This is a genomic window from Streptomyces sp. E2N166 (assembly GCF_003671715.1).
GTDB lineage: Bacteria > Actinomycetota > Actinomycetes > Streptomycetales > Streptomycetaceae > Streptomyces > Streptomyces thinghirensis.
The window spans coordinates 645,306-658,319 of the sequence record NZ_RAIF01000012.1; the positions used below are offsets into that span (position 1 = coordinate 645,306).

The 13,014-nt window shown below is 69.0% G+C and carries 12 protein-coding genes; 4 read left to right on the forward strand and 8 right to left on the reverse strand.

Annotated features, from left to right (window positions below; all coding sequences use genetic code 11):
* Positions 1–28: 28 nt before the first annotated feature.
* The 6 genes from EBH09_RS10710 to EBH09_RS10735 form a co-directional block, all read right to left on the reverse strand.
* Positions 29–766 carry a Tellurium resistance gene (locus EBH09_RS10710; RefSeq protein ID WP_121746762.1) on the reverse strand — a complete coding sequence of 246 codons (738 nt, stop codon included), beginning with the start codon at positions 764–766 and terminating at the stop codon, positions 29–31.
* A gap of 167 nt (positions 767–933) precedes the next feature.
* Positions 934–2,076 (reverse strand): DUF475 domain-containing protein, encoded by a 1,143-nt coding sequence (locus tag EBH09_RS10715; protein ID WP_121746763.1) that lies wholly within the window; start codon positions 2,074–2,076, stop codon positions 934–936.
* Positions 2,077–2,125: 49 nt separating this feature from the next.
* Entirely contained in the window at positions 2,126–2,701 is a 576-nt protein-coding gene (locus EBH09_RS10720; RefSeq protein ID WP_121746764.1) for a TerD family protein, read from the reverse strand.
* A 109-nt stretch (positions 2,702–2,810) separates the two neighbouring features.
* Positions 2,811–3,386 (reverse strand): calcium homeostasis/redox stress adaptation protein, encoded by a 576-nt coding sequence (locus EBH09_RS10725; protein ID WP_053130137.1) that lies wholly within the window; start codon positions 3,384–3,386, stop codon positions 2,811–2,813.
* Between the two features lie 138 nt (positions 3,387–3,524).
* On the reverse strand, positions 3,525–3,983 hold the full coding sequence (locus EBH09_RS10730; protein WP_121746765.1) for a peroxiredoxin: 459 nt from the start codon (positions 3,981–3,983) through the stop codon (positions 3,525–3,527).
* 126 nt (positions 3,984–4,109) lie between these two features.
* Complete coding sequence (locus tag EBH09_RS10735; protein WP_055416717.1) at positions 4,110–4,547, reverse strand: DUF3052 domain-containing protein; 438 nt, start codon at positions 4,545–4,547, stop codon at positions 4,110–4,112.
* A gap of 386 nt (positions 4,548–4,933) precedes the next feature.
* Between EBH09_RS10735 and aceE the strand changes: the two genes are divergently transcribed.
* Both aceE and EBH09_RS10750 read left to right on the forward strand, forming a co-directional pair.
* Complete coding sequence (gene aceE / locus EBH09_RS10745; protein ID WP_121746766.1) at positions 4,934–7,690, forward strand: pyruvate dehydrogenase (acetyl-transferring), homodimeric type; 2,757 nt, start codon at positions 4,934–4,936, stop codon at positions 7,688–7,690.
* Positions 7,691–7,796: 106 nt separating this feature from the next.
* Positions 7,797–8,657 carry a potassium channel family protein gene (locus EBH09_RS10750; RefSeq protein ID WP_121746767.1) on the forward strand — a complete coding sequence of 287 codons (861 nt, stop codon included), beginning with the start codon at positions 7,797–7,799 and terminating at the stop codon, positions 8,655–8,657.
* Here EBH09_RS10750 and EBH09_RS10755 read toward each other — a convergent pair.
* Both EBH09_RS10755 and EBH09_RS10760 read right to left on the reverse strand, forming a co-directional pair.
* Complete coding sequence (locus tag EBH09_RS10755; protein ID WP_121746768.1) at positions 8,642–8,947, reverse strand: small hydrophobic protein; 306 nt, start codon at positions 8,945–8,947, stop codon at positions 8,642–8,644. The genes EBH09_RS10750 and EBH09_RS10755 overlap by 16 nt on opposite strands.
* Before the next feature lie 287 nt (positions 8,948–9,234).
* A complete protein-coding gene (locus tag EBH09_RS10760; protein WP_121746769.1) occupies positions 9,235–10,857 on the reverse strand; it encodes an MFS transporter in 1,623 nt (540 codons plus the stop codon).
* Between the two features lie 145 nt (positions 10,858–11,002).
* Between EBH09_RS10760 and EBH09_RS10765 the strand changes: the two genes are divergently transcribed.
* On the forward strand, positions 11,003–11,695 hold the full coding sequence (locus EBH09_RS10765; RefSeq protein ID WP_121747339.1) for a TetR family transcriptional regulator: 693 nt from the start codon (positions 11,003–11,005) through the stop codon (positions 11,693–11,695).
* 72 nt (positions 11,696–11,767) lie between these two features.
* Positions 11,768–12,985: an alpha/beta hydrolase gene (locus EBH09_RS10770; RefSeq protein WP_121746770.1), complete on the forward strand. Its 1,218-nt coding sequence runs from the start codon at positions 11,768–11,770 to the stop codon at positions 12,983–12,985.
* Positions 12,986–13,014: the final 29 nt, after the last annotated feature.

The following is a 13,014-nucleotide window of genomic DNA, read 5'->3' on the forward strand; positions in this document are numbered from 1 at the left end:
GCGGAGCCTCATCGGTACGGGCGGAGCCTCAGCGCTCCGCCTTGCTCTTGTGCCCCCGGCCCCATTGCAGGCCCCACCCGTACAGCCGGTCCAGCTCGCCCTGGAAGCCGTACACGAACTTCACCTCGCGACGGACGAAGATCTCGTCCTTGACGTTCTCGATCATCACCACGGCGCAGGACCGGGCCTGCGGATGGCGCTCGTCGAGGCCTATCTCGATGCGGGGGCCGTTGCTCGGGTAGAGCGTGACGATGGCGTGCGTCCGGTCGAAGGCCGGGGTCTGGTCGTAGATGTAGGCGAAGAGCAGGAGGCGTTTTATCGCGTCCTTGTGGTCGAGGTTGACGTAGATCGTCTCGCCGGAGGCCGAGCCGAACCGGTCGTCGCCGCTGAGTTTGACGTACGGCGGGCCGTTGACGTCGCCGAGGAAGCCGCCCAGCGGCTGGACGACCCCGCGGGTGCCGTCCTGGAGCTCGTAGAGGCAGCCCAGGTCGAGGTCGACGTTGACCATGCTCTGGCTGTGGCCGACGACCTCGGGGGGCTTGAGCGCCTTGAGGGGGTGCCGCAGCAGGCTCTCGCGCTGTGAGCCCATGATGTCCGAGGTCCGCATCCGCCAGGAGAGGTTGATGCGCAGGTTGCCGGTCGCCGCGCCCTGTTTCGTCAGCGAGACCTGGCTGTGCCGTTTGGTCAGCTGGATGGAGTTGGTCGCCGCGCTGCCCGAGTCGAACTCGGACTCGCGACCGCGCCACAGACCGTCCAAGAAGCCCATTCCCGCCCCCACCTTCGCTCGAACCACCGGCCGCGGACCGCCGACGGGGCGGCCCCGAGGAGTCGTCCTCGTCGGCCGCCCCGCACTGAGCGTTCCTCGTCCGGGCCGTGTTCACACCGCAGGAGCAGGCGCACCGGGAGCGAACCCGGCCCGGGAACAGAGGGGTTTCACACCCCGGAGGAGACCTCCGCCTTCTCCTTGTCGCCGTCTCCCCCGGCCTCGGCGAGCCGCTTGTTGCGGCGCACGGAGGACCAGAAGGAGGCGCCGATCAGGACCACGCCGATCATGCCGGTGATGAACTCGTTGATCTCGTACTGGATGGTCACCAGGAGGACTGCGGCAAGGGCGCCGATGGCGTAGTGGGCGCCGTGCTCCAGGTAGACGTAGTCGTCGAGGGTGCCCTCGCGGACCAGGTAGACGGTCAGCGACCGGACGTACATGGCGCCGATGCCCAGGCCGAGGGCCATCAGGACGATGTCGTTGGTGATGGCGAAGGCGCCGATGACGCCGTCGAAGGAGAAGGACGCGTCCAGGACCTCCAGGTAGAGGAACATGAAGAACGCGGCCTTGCCGGCCAGCTTGACGGCCGACTTGGGCTTGCCGGCGCGCTCGGCCCGCTCCTCGGCCTCGTGCTCCCGCTCCTCCTCCTCTTCGAGCTTGTCCTCGAAGAAGCCGGAGAGGCCACCGACGACCAGATAGGTGATCAGGCCGGCGATACCGGAGAGCAGGACCGTCTCCGCCTTGTCGGCGTGCGTGCCGCCGTGCTGGTGGGCGTGGGCGCCGAAGGTGATCGCGGAGACGAGCAGCACGATCAGGGCGATGCAGGCCGACAGCATGTCGACCTTGCCGAGCTTGGCCAGCGGGCGCTCCAGCCAGCCCAGCCACTTGATGTCCCGGTCCTCGAAGATGAAGTCAAGGAAGATCATGAGGAGGAACATGCCACCGAAGGCGGCGATCGACGGATGGGCGTCCGTCACCAGCTCCTGGTAGCGGTCCTTGTCGGTGAGGGCGAGGTCGACGGCCTCGATCGGCCCGAGCGAGGCGCTGACCGCCACGATCACGACCGGGAAGACCAGGCGCATGCCGAAGACGGCGATCAGGATGCCGATGGTGAGGAAGATCTTCTGCCAGAAGGCATTCATCTTCTTCAGGATCCCGGCGTTGACCACCGCGTTGTCGAAGGACAGCGAGATCTCCAGGACGGACAGGATCGCCACGATGCCGAAGGCGGCCCACCCCCCGTAGAAGACCGCGGCCACCAGGCCGAGCGCGGTGACCGCGAACGACCACCCGAAGGTTTTCAGAACCACTGGCTACCCAATCGTGTGTGTACGGGGCTCCCCCGCGCCGTACGCGGCTTTACGAAACGTTGACTCCGAAGTCTAGAGCGATGCCCCGAAGCCCTGACGCGTACCCCTGCCCCACCGCCCGGAACTTCCATTCGCCCTGGTATCGGTAGAGCTCGCCGAAGATCATCGCGGTCTCCGTGGAGGCGTCCTCACTCAGGTCGTAGCGGGCGAGTTCCTGGCCGTCGGCCTGGTTGACGACCCGGATGAAGGCGTTGCTGACCTGGCCGAATGTCTGGCCGCGCTCGTCGGCCATGTGGATCGAGACCGGAAAGACGATCTTGTCGCAGTGGGCCGGCACTCCGGAGAGGTCGACCAGCACCGACTCGTCGTCGCCGTCACCCTCACCGGTGAGGTTGTCGCCGGTGTGCTCGACCGACCCGTCCGGGCTCTTGAGCTGGTTGTAGAAGACGAACCACTCGTCGCCGAGCACCCGGCCGCTGCTGCACACCAGTGCGCTGGCGTCCAGGTCGAAGGGTGCTCCGGTGGTGGAACGCGCGTCCCAGCCCAGCCCGACCAGTACCTGTGTGAGGTTCGGTGCGGCCTTGGACAGGGAGACGTTGCCTCCCTTGGCAAGCGTGACGCCCATGGTGATCCCTCCCCGGGTGATGGTTCTCGGGTTTCCTGCACGTCCGGCGCCGCACGTAAACCGTGCGGCGCCGGACGGTCGAGGCGGTGGCCTCGGACGTATCGGTGACTCAGACGTTCACGCCGAAGTCCTGCGCGATGCCGCGCAGGCCGGAGGCGTAGCCCTGGCCGATGGCGCGGAACTTCCACTCCGCACCGTGCCGGTACAGCTCGCCGAAGACCATGGCGGTCTCCGTGGACGCGTCCTCGCTCAGGTCGTACCGGGCGATCTCGGCGCCGCCGGCCTGGTTGACGACGCGGATGAACGCGTTGCGCACCTGGCCGAAGGACTGCTGGCGGTTCTCGGCGTCGTAGATCGAGACCGGGAAGGTGATCTTCTCGACGTCGGCGGGGACGGTGGCGAGGTCGATCTTGATCTGCTCGTCGTCGCCCTCGCCCTCACCGGTGAGGTTGTCGCCGGTGTGCTCGACCGACCCGTCCGGGCTCTTGAGGTTGTTGAAGAAGATGAAGTGCGCGTCGCTGGCGACCTTGCCGCCGCTGTTCAGCAGCAGCGCGCTGGCGTCGAGGTCGAAGTCGGTGCCGGTCGTGGTGCGGATGTCCCACCCCAGACCGACGATGACCGCGGTCAGGCCGGGGGCCTCCTTGGTCAGCGAGACATTGCCGCCCTTGCTGAGGCTGACTCCCACGAGTCCTCCATTGGTGTCCATGGGGCGGGGAGCCCCGTAGTGCGTGGATATCGGATCAACGATTCGATCCTAGTGACGGGTTCCCGCCCCCCGCAGGCCCTGGAACCGACAAATCACACGGTGTCGATCACGTCTGGATCACAGGGTGTCGAGCGCCTTCACGTACTCGGTCAGGTCACGGGCGTCCGGCAGGCCGTTGACGACGGTCCAGCGGACCACACCCTCCTGGTCGATGATGAAGGTGCCCCGGACGGCGCAGCCCTTGTCCTCGTCGAAGACGCCGTACGCGCGCGAGACGTTGCCGTGCGGCCAGAAGTCGGACAGCAGCGGGTACTCCAGGCCCTCCTGCTCGGCGAAGACGCGCAGGGTGTGGATGGAGTCGTTGGAGACGGCGAGCACCTGGGTGTCGCGGTCGGAGAACTGCGGCAGGTTGTCGCGCACCTCGCACAGTTCGCCGGTGCACACGCCGGTGAAGGCGAACGGGTAGAAGAGCAGCACGACGTTCTTCCGGCCGCGGAAGTCGGACAGCCGGACGGTCGCGCCGTGGTTGTCCTTGAGTTCGAAGTCGGGGGCCTTGTCGCCGACCTGGAGCGCCATGTCCTTTTCGTCCCTTCGTAGGGTGGTTCGCTGGAACCACCCTACGCAGGGATCATCGCGGGTCCGCGGACGGGCCGACGGCGGTCGGCCCGTACGGGGTCCGGGTGTGGTGCGGAGCCTGGGCGGCTACCGCTTGGACTTGGCGGCCTTGGGCGTAGCCAGCCGGCTGCCGCTCCAGTCCTTTCCGACGCTGACGCTCTTGGACGCCGTCAGTCCGGCGGTCGTCGCGGCTTCCGAAATGTCGCTGGCCTCGACGTACCCCGAACGGCCGGTCTTCGGCGTGAGGAGCAGGATCGCCCCGCCCTCTTCGATGTACGTGGTGGCATCCACCAGCGCATCCGTCAGGTCGCCGTCGTCGTCACGGAACCACAGCACGACGGCATCGGCCACGTCCTCGTAGTCCTCGTCCACCAGCTCGCCCTCGACGGCGCCCTCAATGGCCTCGCGGAGCTCCTGGTCGACGTCGTCGTCGTAGCCGATCTCCTGGACCACCTGCCCGGGCTGGAACCCCAGCCTGACGGCAGGGTTCGTCCGCTCCTCCGCGTGGTCCGCGGTCGCGCTCACGGGTTGCCTCCTGATCATGTCTTGGTGAATATCTCAGCCACGCGCGTGCGCGAAGCATTGGCCGTAGTCCACACGGGCGGGACGGATCGCGCAAGTACCCGGCGACTGGGACCGCCGAAACGGTGACGATCCCGGCCGTGTCGCCGCAACTCCAGCCATGCCGTCCAGACCGAACGTGACGTACACCACACCTATCTGCCCCGTTTGCGTATTTGGGAACCACGTGTGGGTACGAGACTCGAATGAACGTGCCCCCGATCCCCATGGGGGGACCGGTTACCCCACGGTACAGATGACGTTTGCCCCCGCGAGGTACACGATGGGGAATCGGCGGGGAATCGGCGTAGACACCCGGCAATGTGGCCCTCTGACAGCGAAGGAACAGCGTGGCTTCCGCATCCGATCGCAGTGATCGCAATCCGATCATCATTGGCGGCCTTCCGAGTCAGGTTCCTGACTTCGATCCCGAGGAAACCCAGGAGTGGCTCGACTCCCTCGACGCCGCCGTCGACGAGCGCGGCCGGGAACGGGCCCGCTACCTGATGCTGCGGCTGATCGAGCGGGCCCGCGAGAAGCGCGTGGCCGTGCCCGAGATGCGCAGCACGGACTACGTCAACACCATCCCGACCAAGAGCGAGCCGTTCTTCCCCGGCAACGAGGAGATCGAGCGCAAGATCCTCAACGCCACCCGCTGGAACGCCGCGGTGATGGTCTCGCGCGCGCAGCGGCCGGGTATCGGCGTCGGCGGCCACATCGCCACCTTCGCCTCCTCGGCCTCCCTGTACGACGTGGGCTTCAACCACTTCTTCCGGGGCAAGGACGAGGGCGACGGCGGCGACCAGGTCTTCTTCCAGGGCCACGCCTCGCCGGGCATCTACGCGCGCGCGTACCTGCTGGACCGGCTCAGCGAGCAGCACCTGGACGGCTTCCGGCAGGAGAAGTCCAAGGCGCCGAACGCGCTGTCGTCGTACCCGCATCCGAGGTCGATGCCGGACTTCTGGGAGTTCCCGACGGTCTCGATGGGCCTCGGCCCGATCGGCGCGATCTACCAGGCGCGGATGAACCGCTACATGCACGCGCGCGGGATCGCGGACACCTCGAAGTCGCACGTGTGGGCCTACCTCGGCGACGGCGAGATGGACGAGCCGGAGTCGCTGGGCCAGCTGTCCATCGCCGCCCGCGAGGGCCTGGACAACCTGACCTTCGTCGTCAACTGCAACCTCCAGCGCCTCGACGGCCCGGTGCGCGGCAACGGGAAGATCATCCAGGAGCTGGAGTCGGTCTTCCGGGGTGCCGGCTGGAACGTCATCAAGCTGGTGTGGGACCGCTCCTGGGACCCGCTGCTCGCCCAGGACCGCGACGGTGTGCTGGTCAACCGGATGAACACCACGCCGGACGGGCAGTTCCAGACGTACGCCACCGAGTCCGGCGCCTACATCCGCGACCACTTCTTCGGCGACGACCACCGGCTGCGCGCGATGGTCGAGAACATGACCGACGACCAGATCCTGCACCTGGGGCGCGGCGGTCACGACCACCGGAAGATCTACGCGGCCTACAAGGCGGCCCTGGAGCACAAGGGCCAGCCGACGGTCATCCTGGCCAAGACGATCAAGGGCTGGACGCTGGGCCCGAACTTCGAGGGCCGCAACGCCACGCACCAGATGAAGAAGCTGACGGTCGACGACCTCAAGCGCTTCCGCGACCGGCTGCACCTGCCGATCTCCGACAAGGAGCTGGAGTCCGGCCCGCCGCCGTACTACCACCCCGGCCGGGACACGGAGGAGATGCAGTACATGCACGACCGCCGGCTCGGCCTCGGCGGGTACGTGCCGACCCGGGTCGTACGCTCGAAACCCCTCGCACTGCCGGACGACAAGACGTACGCGACCGTTAAGAAGGGGTCGGGACAGCAGTCCATCGCCACGACGATGGCCTTCGTGCGACTGCTCAAGGACCTCATGCGGGACAAGGAGATCGGCAAGCGGTTCGTACTGATCGCGCCGGACGAGTACCGCACGTTCGGCATGGACTCCTTCTTCCCGAGTGCGAAGATCTACAACCCGCTCGGGCAGCAGTACGAGTCCGTGGACCGGGACCTGCTGCTCGCCTACAAGGAGGCCCCGACCGGGCAGATGCTGCACGACGGCATCTCCGAGGCCGGCTGCACGGCCTCGCTGATCGCGGCCGGGTCGGCGTACGCCACGCACGGCGAGCCGCTGATCCCGGTCTACGTCTTCTACTCGATGTTCGGTTTCCAGCGCACCGGCGACCAGTTCTGGCAGATGGGCGACCAGTTGTCGCGCGGTTTCGTGCTGGGTGCGACCGCGGGCCGCACGACGCTGACCGGTGAGGGCCTCCAGCACGCCGACGGCCACTCGCAGTTGCTGGCCTCGACGAACCCGTCGTGTGTGGCGTACGACCCGGCCTTCGGCTTCGAGATCGCGCACATCGTCGAGGACGGGCTGCGCCGGATGTACGGCGGGGACGAGCAGCACCCGCACGGCGAGGACGTCTTCTACTACCTCACCGTCTACAACGAGCCGATCCGGCACCCCGCCGAGCCTGCGAACGTCGACGTCGAGGGCATCCTCAAGGGCATCCACCGCTTCAGCGAGGGCACGGACGGTTCGATCCCGGCGCAGATCATGGCGTCCGGGGTCGCGGTGCCCTGGGCGGTGGAGGCGCAGCGGATCCTCGCCGAGGAGTGGAACGTGCGCGCCGACGTGTGGTCGGCGACCTCCTGGAACGAGCTGCGGCGCGAGGCGGTGGCGTGCGAGGAGCACAATCTGCTGCACCCCGAGGAGGAGCAGCAGGTGCCGTACGTGACGCGGAAGCTGGCCGGTGCGCAGGGGCCGTTCGTGGCCGTGTCCGACTGGATGCGGTCGGTTCCGGACCAGATCGCGCGATGGGTGCCGGGGACGTACCAGTCGCTGGGCGCGGACGGGTTCGGTTTCGCGGACACGCGCGGTGCGGCACGGCGCTTCTTCCACATCGACGCGGAGTCGATCGTGGTGGGGGTGCTGAGCGAGCTGGCGCGCGAGGGCAAGGTCGACCGGTCGGTGCTGAAGCAGGCGATCGACCGGTACCGGCTGCTCGACGTGGCGGCGGCGGACCCGGGGGTCGCGGGCGGCGACGCCTAGTAGCGCCTCGTTACGTTGCACTACCGGTAGACACCTCTGTGGCCCTCGCGGAGGCGGCGGGCCACGGAGTCCGCCGCCGCCCGGCCGGGGGACCTACGATGCGGGGATGAGCACCGACGCGGACGCCAGGCGGCAAACGGCACAGAAACGCTGGGAGCGGCACACTCAGCGGCCTCTGCTGGTGCTGGCCCTGCTGTTCGCCGTCGCCTACGCGACGCCGATCGTCGACGGCTCGCCGAGCCCGGCCGTGGCGCGGACGTGCCTGGTCACCGAGTGGGTGGTGTGGGGGGCGTTCACGGTCGACTACCTGGTGCGGCTGCGCCTCGCCCCGCACCGCGTGCGGTTCGTCCGCACCCACTGGCTGGACCTCTGCGCGGTGGTGCTGCCGCTGCTGCAGCCCCTCAGACTGCTGCGGCTGGTCTCGACGCTGCTCCTGGTGGGGCGGCGGGCGCGGATGGCCTCGCAGATCCAGCTGACGACCTATGTCGCCGGCTCGGTGGTCGGGTTGCTGATCTTCGGGTCGCTGGCGGTGCTGTCGGTGGAGCGGAACGCGCCGGACGGGAACATCCGGACCCTGGGCGACGCCATGTGGTGGTCGTTCACCACGATGACCACCGTGGGGTACGGGGACCTCGCGCCGACCACGGCGATGGGACGGGTGCTGGCCGTCGGCCTGATGCTGTCCGGGATCGCGCTGCTCGGTGTGGTGACGGCGAACATCGCGGCATGGTTCATCGCCAGGTTCGAGCGGGACGACGTGGAGGGGCGGCTGCGGACCGAGGCCCTTCAGGCGCTGACGGAGGAGGTCCGGGCGCTGCGGACGGAGGTGGCCGAGTTGCGGAGGTCCGGCGGCGCGGTGCCGGACTCGTCCAGGGACGACGCCGTACCCGGCGGCCCCGCCGGCGCGGAACCGGCGAGCCACCGGCGTAGGGAGCCGCTGGCCGTGCCGGGTCAGAACATGCCGTAGCCCGGCGACGCCGCCCCGGCGAGCCGGACGACCGCCACGACCGTGTCGATGACGCCCAGGACCACGGCGACCACGGCCGGTACCGGGCGGGGACTCGCCCGGCTTCGGCCCATGGCGAGCCGGCCGCAGACGATCGCGACGGGGCCGAGGACGATCCCCAGCACGAAGAACCCGGCGACCGCGCAGATGACTCCGACAACCGCGAGCGTCGCGCGGTCCGGCCCGGTCCGTGACCACGTCCGGCCACGTGAGCGGGGGTGCCCGCGCGATCCCCGTCCAAAGCTCGCCATCGTCAACTCCCTGAACTCCTCGTGGAGTTCGGGTACCCCGGTGCGGCGCCTTATGCCTGCCGCGAACGCGCTGCCTGCGCGCTGCCCCCCTCCAGCAGCGCGCCGCAGCTTCTCGTCCCCGTGCCCTGCGGAGGACTTGACCCACTGTGACCTGCGGGCTCCGTCGAAGGGGAGGGTTCTCCGGCCCTGTCACCCGGATAGGCGAACAGGGCCGGAGACGGACAGAACGGCCGGAGACGGGCCGGAGACGGACGGAACGGCCGGAGCCGGACGCGTCCGGCGTTCCGTCAGATGTGGCCCACGCCCGCGCCGGCCTCCGCGTTCTCCCCGCGCTTGGTGAGGAACGCGACCAGCACGGCGACGGCCGCGACACCGGCGGCGACGAGCGAGGCCAGGCTCATGCCGGAGATGAAGGTGTCGTGCGCGACTTCCGTGACCTTCGCGGCCATCTGCTCCGGCATGCCCTCGGCCACCGGCGCCACGCCGACCTGGACCGCCTCGGAGGCCTGGCCCAGCTGTTCCGGCGGCAGTTCCGGAAGGCCGGCGTCCGCCCAGTTGCCGACCAGGTCGCTGTCGACCTTGGACGCCATCACGGCACCCAGTACGGCCGTACCGAGGCTGCCGCCGATCTGCATCGCCGCCTGCTGGAGGCCGCCGGCGACGCCGGACAGCTCCATCGGCGCGTTGCCGACGATGACCTCGGTGGCGCCGACCATGACGGGCGCGAGACCCAGGCCCAGCAGGGCGAACCAGAGCGACATGATGCCGCTTCCGGTGTCCGTCTCCAGCGTGGACATGCCGTACATGGCGAGTGCGGTGAACGCCATGCCGCCCGCGAGCGGGATGCGCGGGCCGACCTTGGTGATCATCGCGCCGGCGAGCGGCGAGCCGACGATCATCATGCCGGTGAGCGGCAGCAGGTGCAGACCGGCGTCGATCGGGCTCATGCCGTGCACGTTCTGGAGGTAGAACGTCACGAAGAAAAGGCCGCCCATGAAGGCGATGGCCATCATGACCATCAGCACCACACCCGCCGACAGCGGCACCGACCGGAACAGCGCCAGCGGGATCAGCGGCTCCCTGACCTTCGTCTCCCAGAAGGCGAACAGTCCGAAGCCCGCGGCGGACGCGACGAGGAACAGCCACGTCTTGCCGTCGCCCCAGCCCCACTCGGGGGCCTTGATGAGCGCCCAGACCAGGCAGAACATCGCCGCGGAGAGCAGCGCGATGCCCAGGACGTCGAAGGAGCGCGGCGCGTTCTCCGCGCGGTGGTCCAGCAGGATCATGACGCCGAGGACGACGGCGATGACGCCCACCGGCACGTTGATGAAGAACACGGACTGCCAGTTGACGTGCTCGACCAGCACGCCGCCGAGGATCGGGCCGCCCGCGGTGGAGGCGCCGATGACCATGCCCCAGATGCCGATGGCCATGTTGAGCTTCTCGGCCGGGAAGGTGGCGCGCAGCAGGCCGAGCGCGGCCGGCATCAGCAGGGCGCCGAACACGCCCTGGAGCACACGGAAGGTGACGACCAGCGGAATCGTGTCGGACAGGCCGATGGCGCCGGAGGCGGCGGCGAAGCCGACCACTCCGATGAGGAAGGTCTGCCGGTGCCCGAAACGGTCACCGAGCTTGCCCGCGGTGATCAGGGAGACCGCGAGGGCGAGGAAGTAGGCGTTGGTGATCCACTGGACGTCGGCGAAGCTGGCCTTCAGGTCGACCTGGATCGCCGGGTTGGCGATGGCCACGATGGTGCCGTCGAGGGCCACCATCATGACCCCTACAGCAACGGTGATGAGGGTGAGCCACGGGTGGCCGCGCAGTCCGCTGGCCGGCGCCGGGCCCAACGGGCCGGACGACGGTCCCCCGTCCCCCGCCCCCGCCTTGTCGATGGTGGTCTGACTAGTCATACATTCGAGGCTAATGACAGCCACTGACAGTTGACAAACCATTTCACTAGTCGGTAACTGACACGACATCTGCCGATAGCCTGAACTGCGAAGACGAACGGCGAGGCAACACGCCGGCGCCGATCCGAGGAGCGAACCTTTGAACATGGCGGACACAGCCACCCCTCCGGGCCTGCGCGAACGGAAGAAGCAGCGCACCCGGGACACGCTGCTGCGTTCCGCTCTCGAGCTGTTCACCGAGCGTGGCTACGAGGAGACGACCGTCGACGACATCGCCGAGACGGCCGATGTCTCGCAGCGCACCTTCTTCCGCTACTTCGCCAGCAAGGAGGAGGCGGCCTTCTTCGTTTCGCGGCTCGCGGAGTCGCACTTCGTCGAGGCCGTACGCGGCCGGCCGGCCGTCGAGGCACCGCTGGACGCGATGCGCCAGGCCCTCGTGGCGAGCTGGGACACCATCGGTGAGTCCGTCGAGCAGCTGGTTCCGCTCGAACTGCACATGCGCTTCTACCGGGTGATCGAGTCGACGCCAGCGCTGCTCGCAGCCCATCTGCGGCGCGCGACGGAGCTGGAGGAGGAGATCGCGCTCGTCATCGCCGACCGCGAGGGACTTGACGTGAACACGGACCCGCGGCCCCGGGTGGTCGTGGCCGTCTTCGGGGCGGTGATGCGGGTGACCGAACGGATCTGGTCGGCGCGGGACGACGCCAGTCTCGCGGCGCTGCGCGACCTGACCTCCTCCTATCTCGATCAGGTGGAACCCGCCCTCGCCGGGAACTGGCGGGACCACCCCGGTTCCGGACGGGCCGAACACCCCGGGCAGGCGGACCCAACCCCGTAGCACCCGACCGAAACGTGATCCGTGTCACTGGATTCACGCGAGACCGTCCCGTTCTCCTAGTGTGTCCTCCCAGTGACTTCCTTCGACACCTCTCCGCAGCTGAACGTCTGGCGCGCACTGCTCGCCCTGGCCGTGGTGTTCGTGATGCTGGCTACCACCGGCTGGACCGCCCTGCGCAACCAGCGGGATCCCACGGCCCTCGAAGCGTCGGTCTCGGCATGGGAGCACGGCCGGATCGACGGACGCCGGCTGCCCGACGCGCAGGCGGCCCCGTCCCGGTTGGCCCGCTTCTTCGCCTCGCTCACCGAATGGCAGCGCGCGAGCCTGGCCCGGCGCTACCCGCTCGCCGTCGGCAACATGAACGGCGCTCCCGTAGAACTGCGCTACCTCGCCAACCGCGCGGCGATCCGCAAGGCACGGGCCGTGGAGCGGCTGCGCATGCACGACAAGCGCCTGTCCCTGTCGGGGCAGCGCGAGGCGGGCCGGCGCGCGCACGGCTACGACTCGCTGCTGAACCCCGGCCGCCACATCCTCGCCTTCGACCCGGGGGGCTCCGGCAAGGTCGCCGAGGTGTTCGGGAACCTGAACCGCGCCGAGCGCGTCTCCGTAGTCGTGCCCGGCGTCGACACGGAACTGCTCACCTTCCAGCGCACCGACCGCAAGTACTCGGCGCCCGTCGGCATGGCCGAGTCGCTGTACACGGCCGAGCGCACGGCGAGCCCCGACACGCGTACGGCCGTGATCGCCTGGGCCGACTACACCGCCCCCAGCGGCCTCGGCATGGAGGCGGCGACGGCGACGCGCGCCGAGCACGGGGCCGTCCGGCTGAACGCGCTGCTGCGCGCGCTGCCCGGCCGGTCCCCCGTCTCGCTGTTCTGCCACAGCTACGGCTCGGTGGTGTGCGGCCTCGCCGCCGACACGCTGCCCGGCCGGGTGACCGACATAGCGGTGGCCGGCAGCCCCGGCATGCGCGTCGAGAAGGCCACCGGACTGCGCACCTCCGCTCGGGTGTGGGCGATGCGGGACGCCGACGACTGGATCCAGGACGTGCCCTACCTGGAGGTCGGCGGCCTCGGGCACGGCGCCGATCCGGTGTCCGCGGCGTTCGGGGCGCGGGTGCTGTCCGCGCGGGGCGCCGAGGGGCACGGCGGCTACTTCGTGCCGGGCACGGAGAGCCTGCGGAACTTCGCACAGATCGGCGTTGGCGCATACCGCACGCTGGCCTGCGCCGCGGAAGACGACACATGCCGGGCGGGTTTGTCCGCAGCAGCGACGGCCGGACGCGCGTAGAGGCGCAGAAACTCCGGTTTGCACGGGGA

What these genes read in the sequence shown, in the direction of transcription:
- EBH09_RS10760 (WP_121746769.1), bottom strand. Translation starts at nt 10,857, where the DNA reads ATGACTAGTCAGACCACCATCGACAAGGCGGGGGCGGGGGACGGGGGA.
- EBH09_RS10750 (WP_121746767.1), top strand. Translation starts at nt 7,797, where the DNA reads ATGAGCACCGACGCGGACGCCAGGCGGCAAACGGCACAGAAACGCTGG.
- EBH09_RS10710 (WP_121746762.1), bottom strand. Translation starts at nt 766, where the DNA reads ATGGGCTTCTTGGACGGTCTGTGGCGCGGTCGCGAGTCCGAGTTCGAC.
- EBH09_RS10730 (WP_121746765.1), bottom strand. Translation starts at nt 3,983, where the DNA reads ATGGCGCTCCAGGTCGGCGACAAGGCCCCCGACTTCGAACTCAAGGAC.
- EBH09_RS10720 (WP_121746764.1), bottom strand. Translation starts at nt 2,701, where the DNA reads ATGGGCGTCACGCTTGCCAAGGGAGGCAACGTCTCCCTGTCCAAGGCC.
- EBH09_RS10765 (WP_121747339.1), top strand. Translation starts at nt 11,003, where the DNA reads ATGGCGGACACAGCCACCCCTCCGGGCCTGCGCGAACGGAAGAAGCAG.
- EBH09_RS10755 (WP_121746768.1), bottom strand. Translation starts at nt 8,947, where the DNA reads ATGGCGAGCTTTGGACGGGGATCGCGCGGGCACCCCCGCTCACGTGGC.